This is a genomic window from Rhizobium sp. B230/85 (genome assembly GCF_019355735.1).
GTDB lineage: Bacteria > Pseudomonadota > Alphaproteobacteria > Rhizobiales > Rhizobiaceae > Rhizobium > Rhizobium rhododendri.
In genome coordinates, this window is sequence record NZ_CP072156.1 from 28,426 (window position 1) to 44,422 (window position 15,997).

The 15,997-nt window shown below is 61.9% G+C and carries 18 protein-coding genes; 9 read left to right on the top strand and 9 right to left on the bottom strand.

Annotated features, from left to right (window positions below):
* Positions 1-11: 11 nt before the first annotated feature.
* A complete protein-coding gene (locus tag J5289_RS00165; protein WP_209185170.1) occupies positions 12-782 on the bottom strand; it encodes a DUF3108 domain-containing protein in 771 nt (256 codons plus the stop codon).
* A 59-nt stretch (positions 783-841) separates the two neighbouring features.
* Between J5289_RS00165 and J5289_RS00170 the strand changes: the two genes are divergently transcribed.
* From J5289_RS00170 to J5289_RS00180, 3 genes are all read left to right on the top strand, one after another.
* A complete protein-coding gene (locus J5289_RS00170; RefSeq protein ID WP_219270982.1) occupies positions 842-1,009 on the top strand; it encodes a hypothetical protein in 168 nt (55 codons plus the stop codon).
* Between the two features lie 7 nt (positions 1,010-1,016).
* Complete coding sequence (rpmB, locus tag J5289_RS00175; RefSeq protein ID WP_111219879.1) at positions 1,017-1,319, top strand: 50S ribosomal protein L28; 303 nt, start codon at positions 1,017-1,019, stop codon at positions 1,317-1,319.
* 115 nt (positions 1,320-1,434) lie between these two features.
* Positions 1,435-2,067 (top strand): queuosine precursor transporter, encoded by a 633-nt coding sequence (locus J5289_RS00180; protein ID WP_209185172.1) that lies wholly within the window; start codon positions 1,435-1,437, stop codon positions 2,065-2,067.
* Positions 2,068-2,110: 43 nt separating this feature from the next.
* On the opposite strand, the gene J5289_RS00185 is transcribed toward J5289_RS00180, so the two are convergent.
* From J5289_RS00185 to J5289_RS00200, 4 genes are all read right to left on the bottom strand, one after another.
* Positions 2,111-3,109: an esterase-like activity of phytase family protein gene (locus J5289_RS00185; RefSeq protein WP_209185173.1), complete on the bottom strand. Its 999-nt coding sequence runs from the start codon at positions 3,107-3,109 to the stop codon at positions 2,111-2,113.
* Between the two features lie 52 nt (positions 3,110-3,161).
* Entirely contained in the window at positions 3,162-5,060 is a 1,899-nt protein-coding gene (gene cobT / locus J5289_RS00190; protein WP_209185175.1) for a cobaltochelatase subunit CobT, read from the bottom strand.
* Between the two features lie 44 nt (positions 5,061-5,104).
* A complete protein-coding gene (cobS, locus tag J5289_RS00195) occupies positions 5,105-6,094 on the bottom strand; it encodes a cobaltochelatase subunit CobS (RefSeq protein WP_111220043.1) in 990 nt (329 codons plus the stop codon).
* A gap of 311 nt (positions 6,095-6,405) precedes the next feature.
* Positions 6,406-7,023, bottom strand: a complete 618-nt coding sequence (locus J5289_RS00200; RefSeq protein ID WP_142824768.1) for a J domain-containing protein — start codon at positions 7,021-7,023, stop codon at positions 6,406-6,408.
* A gap of 104 nt (positions 7,024-7,127) precedes the next feature.
* Here J5289_RS00200 and J5289_RS00205 point away from each other — a divergent pair, with 104 nt between their 5' ends.
* Complete coding sequence (locus tag J5289_RS00205) at positions 7,128-7,409, top strand: BolA family transcriptional regulator (RefSeq protein ID WP_142824767.1); 282 nt, start codon at positions 7,128-7,130, stop codon at positions 7,407-7,409.
* A gap of 317 nt (positions 7,410-7,726) precedes the next feature.
* On the opposite strand, the gene J5289_RS00210 is transcribed toward J5289_RS00205, so the two are convergent.
* Genes J5289_RS00210 through J5289_RS00220 form a run of 3 tightly spaced genes read right to left on the bottom strand, consistent with a single transcriptional unit; the run spans position 7,727 to position 10,751 of the window.
* On the bottom strand, positions 7,727-9,037 hold the full coding sequence (locus J5289_RS00210; RefSeq protein ID WP_142824766.1) for an HlyC/CorC family transporter: 1,311 nt from the start codon (positions 9,035-9,037) through the stop codon (positions 7,727-7,729).
* On the bottom strand, positions 9,034-10,164 hold the full coding sequence (gene aroB, locus J5289_RS00215) for a 3-dehydroquinate synthase (RefSeq protein ID WP_209185177.1): 1,131 nt from the start codon (positions 10,162-10,164) through the stop codon (positions 9,034-9,036). The genes J5289_RS00210 and aroB overlap by 4 nt, the downstream gene beginning before the upstream one ends.
* A complete protein-coding gene (locus J5289_RS00220) occupies positions 10,161-10,751 on the bottom strand; it encodes a shikimate kinase (RefSeq protein WP_142824764.1) in 591 nt (196 codons plus the stop codon). Before J5289_RS00220 ends, aroB begins: the two co-directional genes overlap by 4 nt.
* A gap of 150 nt (positions 10,752-10,901) precedes the next feature.
* Here J5289_RS00220 and J5289_RS00225 point away from each other — a divergent pair, with 150 nt between their 5' ends.
* The 5 genes from J5289_RS00225 to J5289_RS00245 all read left to right on the top strand — a co-directional run bounded on the left by J5289_RS00225 (position 10,902) and on the right by J5289_RS00245 (position 14,813).
* Positions 10,902-11,069, top strand: a complete 168-nt coding sequence (locus tag J5289_RS00225) for a hypothetical protein (protein ID WP_162854752.1) — start codon at positions 10,902-10,904, stop codon at positions 11,067-11,069.
* Positions 11,066-12,022, top strand: coding sequence for a site-specific tyrosine recombinase XerD (gene xerD / locus J5289_RS00230; protein ID WP_142824763.1), 957 nt, complete (start codon positions 11,066-11,068; stop codon positions 12,020-12,022). Before J5289_RS00225 ends, xerD begins: the two co-directional genes overlap by 4 nt.
* 63 nt (positions 12,023-12,085) lie before the next feature.
* Positions 12,086-13,039 (top strand): acetyl-CoA carboxylase carboxyltransferase subunit alpha, encoded by a 954-nt coding sequence (locus J5289_RS00235; RefSeq protein WP_142824762.1) that lies wholly within the window; start codon positions 12,086-12,088, stop codon positions 13,037-13,039.
* A gap of 234 nt (positions 13,040-13,273) precedes the next feature.
* Positions 13,274-14,587 carry a murein L,D-transpeptidase family protein gene (locus J5289_RS00240; RefSeq protein ID WP_209207518.1) on the top strand — a complete coding sequence of 438 codons (1,314 nt, stop codon included), beginning with the start codon at positions 13,274-13,276 and terminating at the stop codon, positions 14,585-14,587.
* The gene (locus J5289_RS00245; RefSeq protein ID WP_209207517.1) at positions 14,580-14,813 is read left to right on the top strand and encodes a sulfurtransferase TusA family protein; all 234 of its coding nucleotides are present in this window, start codon (positions 14,580-14,582) and stop codon (positions 14,811-14,813) included. Before J5289_RS00240 ends, J5289_RS00245 begins: the two co-directional genes overlap by 8 nt.
* Position 14,814: 1 nt before the next feature.
* Here J5289_RS00245 and J5289_RS00250 read toward each other — a convergent pair whose 3' ends face one another.
* Positions 14,815-15,984, bottom strand: coding sequence for a GTP-binding protein (locus J5289_RS00250; protein WP_209207516.1), 1,170 nt, complete (start codon positions 15,982-15,984; stop codon positions 14,815-14,817).
* Positions 15,985-15,997: the final 13 nt, after the last annotated feature.

A 15,997-nucleotide genomic window follows, 5' to 3' on the forward strand; every position in this document is an offset into this window, starting at 1 on the left:
AGGAGGTGCCGTTAACTGCCGTACTTGACCGCCGTGATTGTCACCGTGCCGTATTTGGTCGGTATACGAACATAGACGGGAGCATATACCTTCATGGCGTCCGCCTTGGCAAACCAGATCTCCATGTCGTTGCTCTTGCTCAGGTAGTCGAAGTCGGTGCGGCTCTTCTTGTAGCCGCCGAGAGCTGTGAAGTGCACGCCGCAAACGATCGCGTCACCCTTGAAACCCTCGGTCGAGAACGGCTTGGAGCCCTTCGGAGACAGTTTCAGGTTCATGCGCGTCTCGCCGTCGTAGATCGGCAGTGTCTGCGCGCAGACGTTGGTGTTTGCCGGGAAGATCAGCCCCGACACCGGATCGAGAACGGAGCGCAGGTCTCCCTCGGCAACCGGGATCCAGTTTTGCGGCCGGTGCGGCTCCGGCGTCGTGGTTGACGATGTGACGTTGCCATCGCGGTACAGGACGTCATAGGTGTGCTGCTTGCGACCGCTCTTGTAATTGAGCGTGTAGCGCGATGTCTCGAGCTTCCGCGGCCCCACGACACCGGCAACATCGGCTTGCGCCGAGATCGTCGTCACGAGATCGGCGAGGCCCGAGGAACTGACCGTGCCCTTGATGGTGAAATGCTTGTCGATGACTTCGGTCTTGAAATCGGCGTGCGCGATCGGCAGTCCGGCCAGCGCCACGCGGTATTCGGTTTCATGCCGCATGTCCTCGGCATGGCCGATAGCCGGGAGCGATCCGGCGATAGCGGAGACGAGAAGCCATTTTCCGAGATATGACATCGTGATTGCCTTCATATGAGTGGTAGTACCCTATATAGACACTTGTGACGATGTCTGCGATGGCAACAAGCACGAGCTTTTTGGCGGAATTGCGGGAAATGCCAAGGTTTGGCTTGACTGCCAAGGCTGCGCTGACTATAGAACCGCAACTTTCCAATCATGGCCTGTTGGATTGCGGAACCGGTTTTGCCGGCAAGGCTCTCCGATGGCAGACAAAAATAAAATAGGTGTACCATGTCCCGCATGTGCGAATTGACCGGCAAGGCCGTCCTGACGGGTAACAATGTCAGCCACGCAAACAACAAGACCAAGCGCAAGTTCCTTCCGAACCTGTGCCAGGTAACGCTGATCTCCGATTCGCTCGGCCAGCGTTATCGCCTGCGCGTTTCGGCTGCGGCGCTCCGCACTGTCGAACACCGTGGCGGCCTCGATGCCTTCCTCCTGAAGTCCGACGAAACCACGCTGAGCCAGCGCGCTCGCCTGCTTCGTCGCCAGATCGTCAAGAAGACCGCGGAACTCGCAGCGACCGCTGCCTAAGACTTCCTGATCTGACTTTATACGTGCTTTCAAAGGCTTGACGGATAATATCCGCTCAAGCCTTTGCTTTGACCGGCCCTTCCCTCCAACTGGTGGCATCACCCAGGATAAAAAAATGCCCAACCCGCGTTTTCTGCTGATCTACGTTGCCCTGATGACGCTGGTCGTCGTCGCGTCCAATTTTCTCGTCCAGTTCCCGCTGAACGGCGAGATTGCCGGCATCAAACTCGGCGACATCCTGACCTGGGGTGCCTTCACCTACCCGGTCGCCTTTCTCGTCACCGACCTCACCAACCGCCAGTTCGGCCCGACCATCGCGCGCCGCGTCGTGCTCGCCGGCTTCGTCGTCGGTATCGCCATGTCGTTCTTCTCGTCAGTGCCGCGCATCGCCATTGCCTCGGGCGCTGCCTATCTGGCAGGCCAGCTGCTCGACATCGTGCTTTTCAATCGCTTGCGCCGCCAGGCGTGGTGGCGCGCGCCGCTGGTTGGCTCCCTGCTGGGCTCTCTGCTCGACACCGTGTTGTTCTTCTCGCTCTCCTTCGCCGCCTTTTTCGTATTCCTCGGCGACAACACGCCTTTCGCGCTGGAACAGGCGCCGATCCTCGGCATCTTCACGATGGAAGCGCCGCGCTGGATCTCCTGGGCCATCGGCGACTTCTCCGTCAAGCTGATCGTCGGCTTGGTAATGCTGCTGCCCTACGGCGCCCTCATGAACGTTCTGAAGCCGGCGCAGCTGGTTCGGGGCTGAGGTCACCTGGACTGACTGTCCCTGAGAAACCGGTAGCGGTTTCTCACCGCAGCAGCCGGAATTCCAGCATCAGGTTGCGCTGCAGGATCGAGTGATTGTCGTCTGAGACCATGATCAGGTGGATCGTTCCGTCTTCGGCGCGGAAGGCGTCTATGCCTTCCATGTTGTCGATCTGCTCGTCGGCATTGGCCTCGAAGATCACCGTTCCATCAACGACGGCACCCGGCTTGATGTCGCCGCCGGCAATGCGGCGCAGGCGCATGCCGATGCCGTGGGCGAAGTCGAAACGCCGTTCCAGAAGCAGCATGTCGCCGTCCGGGAGGAACACCCCGTCGCTGACATCGTAGTCGTCGTAATGGCGGACGGTGAAGCGGCCTTTCAGGGGGCCGTCGAGAATGGCGGCGAGCATGTTGCCGTCCTTGTCCAGGCTGCGTTCCGTTACCAGCACGGCATTGCCGGCAAGCGGGCTGCCCGGCGGGCCAATCATCAGCGCTTCGAGGCTCTGGTTGCCGCGCAACGCATTGCGGTTCATGAGGATAGGGATCGAGCCCGAGGGCTTGGACGTCTCGAAGCCGGGATCGGGATAAACGTCGACGCGGTGGTTCTGCTCGTAGCTGACAAGCACGGTGTTGCCGCGCAGCGCAACGCCCTCGGCATCCATTGCGCCCTTGCCTTCGTGCGTCTGGCCAAACCGGTCGATCATCGGCGTGATGACCGCCTCGGAGATGCCCTGCAGCTTGCCATCGGCATCGCGGTCGATGGCGCCTATCCACCAGTGCCCGGTATCGAGCACGGAGACGAAGTGCCGGTGGTCTGGCCGCAGGCGAATGGCCGAGGCGGCGCCGAACAGATCGTTGCTGGAGGTCATCTGCAGGCCGCCCAGAAACTCGAGATCGCCGAATTTCGTCACCGTCGAGCCAAAACGGAAAGCGGATATCTTGCTGGCACGGATCTCGGCAGGTCCGCCGGCGGAGGGATCGCCGGCAGACACACAGCCGGCCAGCAGCGCGGCCAGCAGGCAGACGCGGGAAAGTCGCTTCATCAGGCCCTCGGATATCAGGGAACAGCCGTCGGCGAAAACCGGCGGCGCGTTGTCAGCCAGCCCGGCGCCGCCGGCTGCCGCGCAGCTGCGTCTGGTCTTCGAACAGCGATGCCAGCTGCTCCGTCATGGCGCCGGCCAGTTCGTCCGCATCGACGATGGTGACGGCGCGACGATAATAGCGCGTTACGTCGTGGCCGATGCCGATGGCGAGAAGTTCGACAGGCGAACGGGTTTCGATCTGCTCGATGACGGCGCGCAGGTGACGCTCTAGATAATTGCCCGGATTGACCGACAGCGTCGAATCGTCGACCGGAGCACCATCCGAGATCATCATCAGGATCTTGCGCTGCTCGCGCCGCGCCAGCAGCCGGTTGTGGGCCCAGATCAGCGCCTCGCCGTCGATATTTTCCTTCAGCAGCCCTTCGCGCATCATCAGCCCGAGATTGTTGCGCGCCCGACGTAGAGGTTCGTCGGCCGACTTGTAGATGATGTGGCGCAGGTCGTTGAGGCGGCCCGGCGTCTGCGGCTTGCCGCCGGCGAGCCATGTCTCGCGAGACTGCCCACCCTTCCAGGCCTTGGTCGTGAAGCCGAGGATCTCGACCTTGACGCCGCAACGCTCCAGCGTACGCGCCAGGATATCGGCGCAGGTGGCGGCAACCGTGATCGGCCGTCCGCGCATGGAGCCTGAATTGTCGATCAGCAGCGTCACCACCGTATCGCGGAACTGTGTGTCCCGCTCCATCTTGAACGACAGCGGCTGCATGGGATCGATGATCATCCGCGTCAGGCGGGCCGGGTCGAGATAGCCCTCTTCCAGGTCGAAATCCCACGAGCGGTTCTGCTGCGCCATCAGGCGGCGCTGCATCCGGTTGGCGAGGCGTCCGACGGCACCCTGAAGATGGGCCAGCTGCTTGTCGAGAAACGCCCGCAACCGCTCCAGTTCGGAGGCATCGCAAAGCTCCGACGCGCTGATGGTCTCGTCGAAATCCTCGGTGAAGACGTGATAGTCGACCTTTTCGTTGAAATCGGAGAAAGGAGTGTTCGGGCGGCGCGTCTCGCCGGGCGTTTCGGAATCGTCCTCGCCCTCGTCGGTCATGTCGTCGTCGGAAATCTCCGCGCCGTCCATCTCGCCGTCGTCCATCTGCTCGTCGGCCTGCTCGCTGTCTTCGGCGGGCGCGGCGTCGGCGCCGGCATCTTCGTCGACCTCGTCCTGGTCCTGCTCGTCGCTGCGTGGCTGGTCTTCCTCGGAGGTGCTGTCCTCGTCGTTCTGCTCGGTCTCGTCGTCGCCGTAGTCCTCGGCCATTTCCATGGCTGAGAGGACGTGGCGCATGGCGCGGGCAAAGGCCTGCTGGTCGTTGATCGCAGCCGGCAGCGCATCCAGAGCGCCGGCGGTCTTTTCCTCGATGAACGGACGCCAGAGATCGAGCACCTTTCCAGCGCTTTCCGGCGGCTTCTGGCCGGTCAGCTTCTCGCGGATGATCATCGCCATGGCTTCGCCGAGCGGCGCATCTTCCTGACGCTCGACACCGGCAAAGTTCGCCTTGGCGTATTTCTCGGTATTCATCGAGTAGATGTTGGCGGCAACGCCATCCATCCGCAACGTGCCGATCGATTCGACGCGCGCCTGCTCGACGGCATCGAATATGGTGCGGGCGTCGGTACCCTGCGGCGCCATCGTCGCGTGAACGCGCGCATCGTGACAGGCAAGACGCAGCGCCATGGAATCGCCGAGCCCGCGGGTGACCGCAAGCTCATGCAGCGTCGGCCGCTTCGACATTTCCGGCAGGCGGATGCGCTCGCCGCTCATGCCCGGACGTTCGTTGGCAAACGTCACCTCGACTTCGCCGTCGCCGGCAATCGAGCGCACGCAGCCAGTGATCGCCCGACGCAACGGCTCCATATCGACCTGCGTGTTGGGCTTGCCTTTCAGATTGTCTCCACGACCTGCCATATGACTTCAGTCTTTCCGAGCTATCATGTCGAGCATGAAATGCTCTAGGCCTCGAGAACGATGTTGGCGGCGCTTTCCTTAAGCTCCACACCGAAGGCGCGCTGATAGTGCTCGGCCACCAGCGGACGCTCAAGCTCGTCGCACTTGTTGAGGAACGTGACGCGGAAGGCGAAGGCGACATCGCCGAAGATCTCGGCATTCTCAGCCCAGGTGATGACCGTACGCGGGCTCATGACGGTCGACAGGTCGCCGTTCATGAAGGCCGCGCGCGTCAGATCGGCAACCCTTACCATCTTCGAAACAGTCTCGCGGCCGGCCGTCGTGCGGAAGGATTTGACCTTGGCGGCGACGATGTTCACTTCCTGCTCGTGCGGCAGGTAGTTCAGCGTCGAGACGATCGACCAGCGGTCCATCTGCGCCTGGTTGATCTGCTGCGTGCCGTGATAAAGGCCCGTCGTGTCGCCGAGGCCAATGGTGTTGGCGGTGGCAAACAGGCGGAAGGCGGGATGCGGGCGGATGACGCGGCTCTGGTCGAGAAGCGTCAGGCGACCCGACGATTCCAGCACGCGCTGAATGACGAACATCACGTCCGGGCGTCCGGCATCGTATTCGTCGAACACGAGCGCGACATTGTGCTGGTAGGCCCAGGGCAGGATGCCGTCCTTGAACTCGGTGATCTGCATGCCGTCCTTGACGACGATGGCATCCTTGCCGACAAGGTCGATACGGCTGACATGGCTGTCGAGGTTGATACGCACGCAGGGCCAGTTGAGCCGCGCGGCGACCTGCTCGATATGCGACGATTTGCCCGTGCCGTGATAGCCCGAAATCATCACCCGGCGATTGTGGGCGAAGCCGGCGACGATGGCGAGCGTCGTGTCGCGGTCGAAGAGGTAGTCCGAATCGAAGTCCGGAACATAGGCGTCGCCCTTGCTGTAGGCCGGTACGCGCATGTCGGAATCAATACCGAAGGCTTCGCGCAGCGAAACCGTGGTGTCGGGCAGCTGCGAGATATCAACGTCAATCTTACTCATCATGTCTCCAAGGCGGGTGGTCGCACCCGGCCGCATTGCATGTTCTTTGTCGCGACTGCTTCGCCACCGAAGATGGCCGCTCATCTCGAATGGTCAAGACGACGGCGATTCTTCTCCGGGACTAAAGCGAAATCTCTGTGCGACCGGGCTGTGCCGGAGAGCATGACAAGCAAAGTCCCGGACAAGAAACGCCGCGCCCGGAGTGTCGACCGGAGATCGCAGCGACAAACGCGCGGGATACGCCTTGGCCGCCCGGCTGTCCCGGTCGATCTGGACCATACCTCATCCGATTTCGAACTCAAGGAGACGGATTAACAAAAACCGTTCTGCTTCAACAATTGATAGGCCTGAACGACAGCCCGGAAGCGGTCTTCGGACCCCCGGTCGCCGCCATTGGCATCCGGGTGATGTTTCTTGACGAGCTGCTTGTAGCGGCTCTTGATCTCGGTCGCCGTGGCGCCGAAGGTCAAATCCATCGTGTCGAAGGCCTTGGCCTCAAGTGTTTTCAACTTGCGCGCCGGCGCTTCGAAACGGGGTCCCCGACCGAGCCCTTCCGCCACGAAGCCGAATGGATCGCGCATCCTCGGATGGGCGCCGGAGCGGACCTCGGAATGCAACGGGCTGTTTCGCGCTGCCTTGTTGACGCCGACGCTCCAGGTCGGGCGGTGACCGGTAATCGCTTCCTTCTGGTAGCGGGCGATCTCGCTGTCCGACAGGCCGGAGAAGTAATTATAGCCCTTGTTGTACTCGCGCACGTGCTCGAAGCAGAACAGGAAGAATTTGCCTTCGGCATTGCGGCCGACCGGCGCGCGATGGACACCCTTCTTCTCGCAGCCGTCCCATGTGCAGATGGGGTCGGCCGGCGTCTCGTCCGGTACCTTTCTACGGCGTGTCCGGATGCCATCGAAGAATTTTGAGTCTAGTCCCATGGGGCTAATTATGGGACGTCCGGCGGCCTACAACAAGAATTGACAAACCGGAATCTTGCAGGCTTTGTGATCCGTTTTCTTGAAACCGAAGCAGGCTGCAGATCATGACCGTTCAATCGCGCATCGAAGAAACGCTGACGCAGAATTTCGCGCCCGAGCGCCTTGCCGTCATCAACGAAAGCCACCTCCACGCCGGCCACCATCCCGACATCACCGGCGCCGGAGAAACCCACATGCGGGTTCGCATCGTGTCCCAAAAATTCGCCGGCATGCCCCGCCTCGCCCGCCACCGCGCCATCACCGCCCTCCTGAAACCCGAACTCGACGCCGGCCTCCACGCCTTGGCCATCGAGCCCGCAGCCCCCGGCGAAGAGATCGCCTGGTAGGTCTGGCCGGGGTTTCGGCAGCCGGCTGATGAACCAGCGTCGCGCTTCAGAGGCGGGGTTACAGCCAAAGTTAGAGCGCCACTCTCTCCGCCCTCATCGTGTGCTCGTCACAGGAATCCAGTGCGCCCAAGTCCTTGGGCGCGACAGAACTCTCCACCTTAAGTGCATCTTCTCGCCGCGCAGACGCGCGACGGCTGGATCCCTGTGACAAGCACAGGGAAGAGGGAGGTGAGTTTTGTCGCGTTATCAAACGGATGAGCAGGGTGCCGCAGATAGCACCAAACGCGCGTCGGACGGCGACTAAGCCCGCCTCAGCCCTACACAGGGTCCGTATCGGCGGCTTCGGCCGGGCGGATGCGGAGCTTGGTGATGCGGTTCTTCTCGCGCTTCATGACAATGAAGCGCTTGCCGTAGAAGGTGAAGGCCTGGCGTTCCTCGGGGATGGTCATGGATTCGTGGATGACCAGGCCGGCGATCGTCGTTGCCTCCTCGTCCGGCAGGTTCCAGTCGAGGGCCCTGTTGAGATCGCGGATCGGCACCACGCCATCGACGACGATCGAGCCGTCCGCCTCCTGCCGCACGCCCTGGATATCGAGATCGTGCTCGTCGGCGATGTCACCGACGATCTCTTCGAGGATATCCTCCAGGGTGACGATGCCCTGCACCTCGCCATATTCGTCGACGACCACGGCAAAATGCTGCTTGCGCCGCAGGAAGGCGTTCAGCTGGTCCTCGAGATTGGTGCTATCGGGCACGAACCACGGCTTTTGCGCGATCTTGGCGACATCGAGGTTCTCCGGCTCGACGTTCGGCTCTGCCAGCGCCCGCAGCAGGTCCTTGGCATGGATGACGCCAATGATATTGTCGGTCGTCCCGCGCCATAGAGGCATGCGCGTATAAGGGCTTTCCAGCATGGTGCGGACCACCGCCTCCGGCGCGTCGTCGGCGTTGACGGCCCGCATCGACGTGCGGTGAACCATGATGTCGGACAATTCGAGCTCGCTGAGGTCGAGGACGCCGCCGAGACGGTCGCGGTCGGCCTTCACCACCGATCCCTCGCGGTGCAGGAAGTCGACGGCGCCGCGCAGCTCCTCATGGGCCGACAGCATCGACACCTCCTTGGAAAGGTTGATGCCGAACAGCGCCAGGATCTGCCGGACGATGACATTGACGACGCTCGACAGCGGCCCGACGACAGCCACGAACAGCTTGACCATCGGCGCGACATAGAGCGCGAAACGGTCCGGCGCCGAGATCGCCCAGCTCTTTGGCAGGACTTCGGCGAAAATGACCAGGATGACGGTCATCGCCAGGGTGGCCAGTGCCACGCCCGAGCTGCCGAACAGCCCGAGAAACAGGCTGGTGGCAATCGATGAGGACAGGATGTTGGCAAGATTGTTGCCGATCAGCAGCGCCCCGATCAGCCGGTCACGACGCTCGATCAGCCCGTTGACGACAGCGGCACGGATCTCGCCATTGGCCTCGAGCGTGTGCATGCGGCTGCGCGATGCCGCCGTCAGCGCCGTTTCGGAACCGGAAAAGAAGGCCGAGACCAGAACGAGCAGGACGATGGACAGGAACTGCGGCCAATATTCCGCAAGCGCTGCAAAGGTGCCTTCGATGGTCATTGCGGGTGATTTTCCTTGAGGAAGCTCAGCACTTCCGAAGAGGGAACATCGTCGGCGACGAAGGACTGGCCGACGCCGTGCGTGAGGATGAAGGTCAGCTTGCCGCTCTTTACCTTCTTGTCCTGGCCGATGGCTTTCATCAGCATCTCTGCTGGTGGCAAGGCGCCCGGGATATCGCTCATGCGCGTCGGCAGGCCGACCGCCTTCAGGTGTGCCTCGACCCGGGCCGCATCGTCGGGGCTCGCCAGATTGAGCCGGGCGGAAAACCGATGGGCGAGCACCATGCCGATGGAGACGCCCTCGCCGTGCACCAGCCGGCTGCTGTCGTAATTCGTGGCTGATTCCAGCGCGTGGCCGAAGGTATGCCCGAGATTGAGCAGCGCCCGCGCGCCGTTTTCGTGCTCGTCGGCCACCACCACATCGGACTTAGCCTGGCAACTGGCGGCAATCGCCTCGATGCGGGACGGGCCACCCGCAAACACGTCACGCCAGTTGGCCTCGAGCCAGGCAAAGAAGTCCGGCTTGTCGATCAGCCCGTATTTCGCGACTTCGGCATATCCGGCCCGGAATTCCCGTTCGCTCAGCGTATTCAGCACGTCGCTGTCGGCCAGCACGAGGTCCGCCTGGTGAAAGACGCCGACGAGGTTCTTGCCCTGGCGGGTGTTGATGCCGGTCTTGCCGCCGACGGAGGAATCCACCTGCGACAGCAGCGAGGTCGGCACCTGAACGAAGCGTACGCCACGCCGGACGATACCGGCTGCAAAGCCGGCGAGATCGCCGATGACGCCGCCGCCGAGAGCGATCACCATGTCGTTGCGCTCGACGCGGGCTTCCAGCACCGCATCGCAGACCGCCATCAGCGGCTCGAAGCTCTTGGTCTTCTCACCGGCCGGCAGCACCAGGCTGGCGACAGCGATGCCTGATGCCTCGAGGCTGGCTGTCAGGGCGGCTAGATACAGCGGGCCGACATTTTTGTCGGTGATGACGGCAGCCCGCCGACCCCTAAGGCGCGCGGTAATCTCCGCACCGGCGCGCGCGATCAGGCCGGGGCCGATCAGGATATCGTAGGCCCGTTCGCCGAGCGGCACGTGGACGAGACGCTCGGACACGTCAGGAATGGCACTCATGATACTTTACTTTCCTGGCTTGTGCGGAGGATCGCCGCCAGCACGTCCCGGGCAATGATATCCTTGTGGACATCGCGCGACATGACGGTGAGATCGGCCTCCGCATAGATCGGATAACGCGCCTTCATCAGGCCCTCGAGCGTCGCCTTGGGGTCCCCGGTCTTCAACAGCGGCCGACTATCGCGCTTGTTGACTCGCTCCCAGAGCACGTCGAGATCGGCCTTCAGCCATATCGAGAGACCTTTGCGCTTGATATGCCAGCGCGTCCGATCGTTGACGAAAGCACCGCCGCCGGTCGAGACGACACGCGGGCCGCCTTTCAGCAGCCTCTTGATCACCCGCGTTTCGAGCGACCGAAACTCTTCTTCTCCATAGGCCGTAAACAGTTCGGATATGGTCATTCGCGACACCCGCTCGATCTCGGCATCGGCATCGACGAAGGGAATTGCGAGATGGGTTGCAACGAGCCGACCTATCGAGGTTTTGCCGGCACCCATAAGACCGACGAGGATAAGATTGCGCTGACCGAGCGCCGCTCGGGCTCTGTCTTTGAGGCTTTGCGCAAGGGTTAGGACAGGTTCACACATCGGGCCATTCATAAATTGTTTGCAAAGGGTATCGTCAAATGCGCCCATAGCGTCAAGTCGCCGCAGTATAAACACCTCTGCAATACATCTTCGCTAACGCTGGCCTTGCCGAAATGCCCTTGGCCTCTTGCCGCACACCCAGGAGACTGCATGCCCACACTGTTTCGCTTCCTTGTTTTCTGCGCGGTGATAGCGGGGACGGTCTATGGAGCGATGTGGGCACTGGCCGTTTTCGTCGAGCCTAAGCCGCGCGATATCACAATCCGCATCCCGGCCGAAAAGCTCAATCCGCCATCGACAGGCACGATCAAGCCATGAGAGATCTCGGACGCGCCCACATGGAAGCTTTCCTCGAAATGATGAGCGCCGAGCGCGGTGCGGCGCTCAACACGCTGTCGTCCTATCAGCACGATCTCGACGACCTGCACGGCTTCCTCAAGGCCCGTGCCGTCCGAATGACGGAGGCGGCGTCCACCGATCTCGGTGCCTATCTCACAGGCCTCTCGAACCAGGGCTTCAAGGCATCCTCGCAGGCCCGCCGCCTGTCGGCGATGCGGCAGTTCTACAAGTTTCTCTATGCCGAAGGGCTGCGCACCGACGACCCGACCGGTATTCTCGATGCGCCTAAAAAGGGCCGCGCACTGCCAAAGATCATGGGCGTCGAAGAGGTCAGCCGCCTTCTGGCGCAGGCTGAAACCGAAGCCGAACTGGACGGGCCGAACAAGCTGCAGCGCGTGCGGATGCTGGCGCTGCTGGAACTCCTCTATGCGACCGGCATGCGCGTCAGCGAACTTGTCTCGCTTTCCGCCAAGGTACTGGACCACGAAGGCCGCTTCCTGATGATCCGCGGCAAGGGCAACAAGGAGCGCATGGTGCCGCTGTCGCACTCGGCCATATCGGCGATGAAGGCCTATGGACAGATGCGCCTTGCGCAGGAGGCCGCCGCCAAGGAGCCACCACCGGAAAGTCCGTGGCTGTTTCCATCCTCTTCGAAGGAAGGCTATCTGCCGCGCCAGGTGTTTGCCCGCGACCTCAAGGACCTCGCCATCCGCGCCGGCCTGACGCCATCGCTGATATCGCCGCACGTGCTGCGGCATGCCTTTGCCAGCCATCTTCTTGCCAACGGCGCCGATCTGCGCGTGGTGCAGGAACTGCTTGGCCATTCGGACATTTCCACCACGCAGATCTATACCCATGTGCTGGAAGAACGCCTTCACCAACTGGTGCAAACGCACCACCCCCTTGCCAAACAGGCGAAAAAGCAGGATTAGGACCGGCAACAAAGGCCGGAGCCTGACAACCCCGCCCGCGCAAAAGGAACGGAAACGCCCCTCATGCACCAATATCTCGATTTCGAAAAGCCCATCTCGGACCTCGAGGGCAAGATCCACGAGCTGAAGAAGCTGGCCCTGGAAGACGAAAGCATCGACACTTCCGATGAGGTGAACAGGCTAGAAGGCCGCGTCCACGAAGCAACGCTCGAGATCTACTCCAAGCTCAATGCCTGGCAGAAGACGCAGGTCGCGCGCCATCCGCAGCGACCGCATTTCATCGATTATTCTGCAGCCTTGTTCGAGGAATTCACGCCTCTGGCCGGCGACCGGAAATTTTCCGAGGACGCCGCCATCCAGGCCGGCCTCGCGCGCTTCCGTGGCCAGCCTGTTGCTGTCATCGGCCAGGAAAAGGGCAGCGATACCAAGATGCGGCTGAAACACAACTTCGGCAGCGCCCGGCCCGAGGGCTACCGCAAGGCCATCCGCGTACTCGAGATGGCGGATCGCTTCGGCTTGCCGGTCATCACCCTCGTCGATACCGCAGGCGCCTATCCCGGCGTCGGTGCCGAAGAGCGTGGACAGGCGGAAGCCATCGCCCGCTCGACGGAAATGTGTCTCGGCCTCAAGGTGCCGATCATCTCGGTCATCGTTGGCGAAGGCGGGTCTGGCGGCGCCATCGCGATTGCCACCGGCAACCGCGTCTACATGCTGGAACATTCGATCTACAGCGTCATCTCGCCCGAAGGTGCGGCCTCCATCCTCTGGCGGGATTCCGCCCGTGCGAAGGAAGCTGCCACAAACATGAAGATCACGGCCGAGGACCTGAAAGCCTTCGGTGTCATCGACGGCATCATTCCCGAGCCGCTCGGCGGCGCGCACCGCGATCCGCAAGCCGCAATCGCCTCGACCGGCAACGTCATCGCGACAGCGCTCGGTGAGTTTTCTGGTCTGTCCGGCGAGCAGGTCCGCAACGAACGACGCCAGAAATTCCTCGCCATGGGCCGCAATCTCTAGGCGAAACCCGTCCAAACGTAGAAAATCGCGCGAAATTCTGCCGTAAAAAGCCAAATCTTGGCCACATTGATGTTATCCAACGAACCTCGGGCAAAGAATTGCTTGCCTGGGGGCACCGGCCGATGCATAGGCTGGTAAGGAATCGTCAAGCATAAACGCCTATGATTTTGGTTCCTTTGATGGGGTTGCGATAAGGGTCACCCGACCCGTTTCGCGTCTAGGGCTTAGTCACACATGCGCATTCGTTACCTTGCCTCTCTTTCCCTGATGGCGCTGGCACTCGCCGGCTGCAACGACACGCTCGATTCAGCAACCTCGATCGACCTGTCTAAGGTCAAGAACAAGGTCGAGCAGCCGCTCCCGGACCGCATCGTCGCCGAAATGGCGAAAAAGGGCATGGACCGCAACTCGCCGATCATGATCCGCATCCTCAAGGAAGAGGGTGTCATGGAGATCTGGAAGGCGAAGACCGACAACCGCTTCGACAAGATTGCTGAATACAAGATCTGTGCGTGGTCCGGCCGCCTTGGCCCGAAGGTCAAGGAAGGCGACCGGCAGGCGCCCGAAGGTTTCTACAACCTGACGCCGGCCAACCTGAATCCGAATTCGAAATATTACCTGGCCATCAACACCGGCTTCCCGAACAAATACGACAGCGCCAACGGCCGCAGCGGCGTCAATCTGATGATTCACGGCGCCTGCTCGTCGTCCGGCTGCTATTCGATGACGGACCAGCAGGTTCTCGAAATCTACGCCTTCGCGCGCGACGCCTTCAAGGGCGGCCAGAAGACCATCCAGCTCGAAGCCTTTCCGTTCCGCATGACAGCCGAGAACATGGTGCGCCATCGCCTCAATTCCAATATCGACTTCTGGAAGATGCTGAAGGCCGGCTACGACGATTTCGAGGTGACCAAGCGTCCGCCGGAAGTCGAGGTCTGCGAGAAGAAATACGTCTTCAACCAGCAGTCCGACGGTCCCTTCACCGCAAGCGGCAAATGCCCTGCCATGACTACGCCGCCTGCCCTGCAGTCGGCTCTGGTCGCCTACAACAAGATCTACAAGCTCGATTACGACAAGGCGATGAGCAAATATAGCGATACCGCCTGGTACGACCCGACCGAAGCCGAGCGCAAGGCGGTCGTCGCCAAGCAGCGTGCCGGCCACGACCTGGCATATGCACCGACGGGCTCGGCCCTGGCTGCCGGCAAGATCATGAAGGTCACCGAACTCGAAACGCTGATGGCTCGCCAGTCGAACCTTCCGACGACATCTCCGACCATCATGGCCGGAATGCCGTCGGGCGTCCACAATGCCAAGGGTAGCATTGCGCAACTGCCGATGACGACTGCCTCTGTCCCGACGGTAGGCAGCGCGCCGGCAGCGACATTGGCCCCGACAGCCGTAGCCGTGACATTGCCGGCGACCGTGCCGGTACCGGCCCAGAACCCACTGGCCTATACGCAGGTCCCCTCCCCGGTCGAGACAGCTCAGGAGCAGCCTTCCGACAAGAAGCCGCCGTTCTGGAAATTCTGGTCTAAGAGTGAGTAGGCTCGACGCCGGGACCTATGACCTGCGCGGACTGAAATGTCCGCTTCCCGTTTTGAAGACCCGGAAAAAACTGGCTTCGATGCCTCAGGGCGCAGTGCTGAGCGTCGAGACCAGCGATCCGCTGGCCATCATCGACATCCCGCATTTCTGCAACGAGAACGGCCATACGCTGCTGGACAGCGCCACCACGGCGGATGGCCATCGCTTCACGATCCGCAAGGGCTGAGCTACAGGCGCATTCCCGGGATCGCCAGCGGATTGTTTTCCAGCGCCTCGCGGTCAGGCATGTCGACGCGCGGCTTGCCAAGGAAGGCGTCGAACAGGTCCTTGACGAAACTTTCCGGCAGATCCTTGGTGATCAGCACCATGCGCGTCCGCCTGTCGGCAGGATCCGGCCAGGCCGGCAGTCGCACCGGCGCGTGAAAGATGTTCTGGACGCCGTGCAGCACGACGGGCCGCTCGGGACGATCCTTCAGCGCCACGATAGCTTTCATGCGCAACAGCTTTTCCCCATGCGCCGAGCGCAGCAGGTCGATGAACATATCCAGCGCCATCGGATCGATCGGCTGGCTCTCGACAATCGAGAACGACCGGATCGAGGCATCGTGACGATTGACGTCATGGCCATACTGATGCCCGTCGCCATGATGGTGATCATCGTGATGATGATCGTGCGCATGCTCATGCTCATGGTGATGCGCGTGATCGTGGGCATCGGCGGTCATCTCGTCCTGCAGCCAGCGGCCGACATCGGCAATTTTCGAGCCGGGATCGTACAGGCCGTTGACGAGGATGGCGGCGCGCGCAGCCTCCTCGCTGTCGCCATCGACGATCGGCGCGCGCGGGTTGAGCAGCCGCAGCCGCGCTTCCAGCGCCGACGATGAAGCAGCACCCGCCATGGTCCCCTTGGAAATGATCAGCCGGTCGGCGACTGCCACCTGCCGGCGCGCTTCCTCGTGGTTGTCGAGGGTCTGCAGCCCGTTGACGGCATCGACGACAGTGACCATGCCGTCGAGATCGAAGCTCTGGGCGATGACGGGATTGCCCATGATCGCCTGCATGACAGGCGCCGGATCGGCAAGCCCTGTGGTCTCGATGACGACACGGCGCAGCGTGCGGCTGCGGCCGGTCTGCATCCGGTCCATCAGCATCGCCAGCGTATCGACAAGCTCTCCGCGCACCGTGCAGCAGAGGCATCCATCGGACAATTCGATGATCGCGTCGCCGGAGCTTTCGACCAGCAGATGGTCGATGCCGACATCGCCGAATTCGTTGATGACGACGGCCGTGTCGCGCATCTCCGGATCCTTCAGGATGCGGTTGAGAAGCGTCGACTTGCCGGCGCCGAGAAAGCCGGTGAGGATGGACACCGGCACCTTGTCAGGCGTGCTGTTCATGATCTGGGTCCGA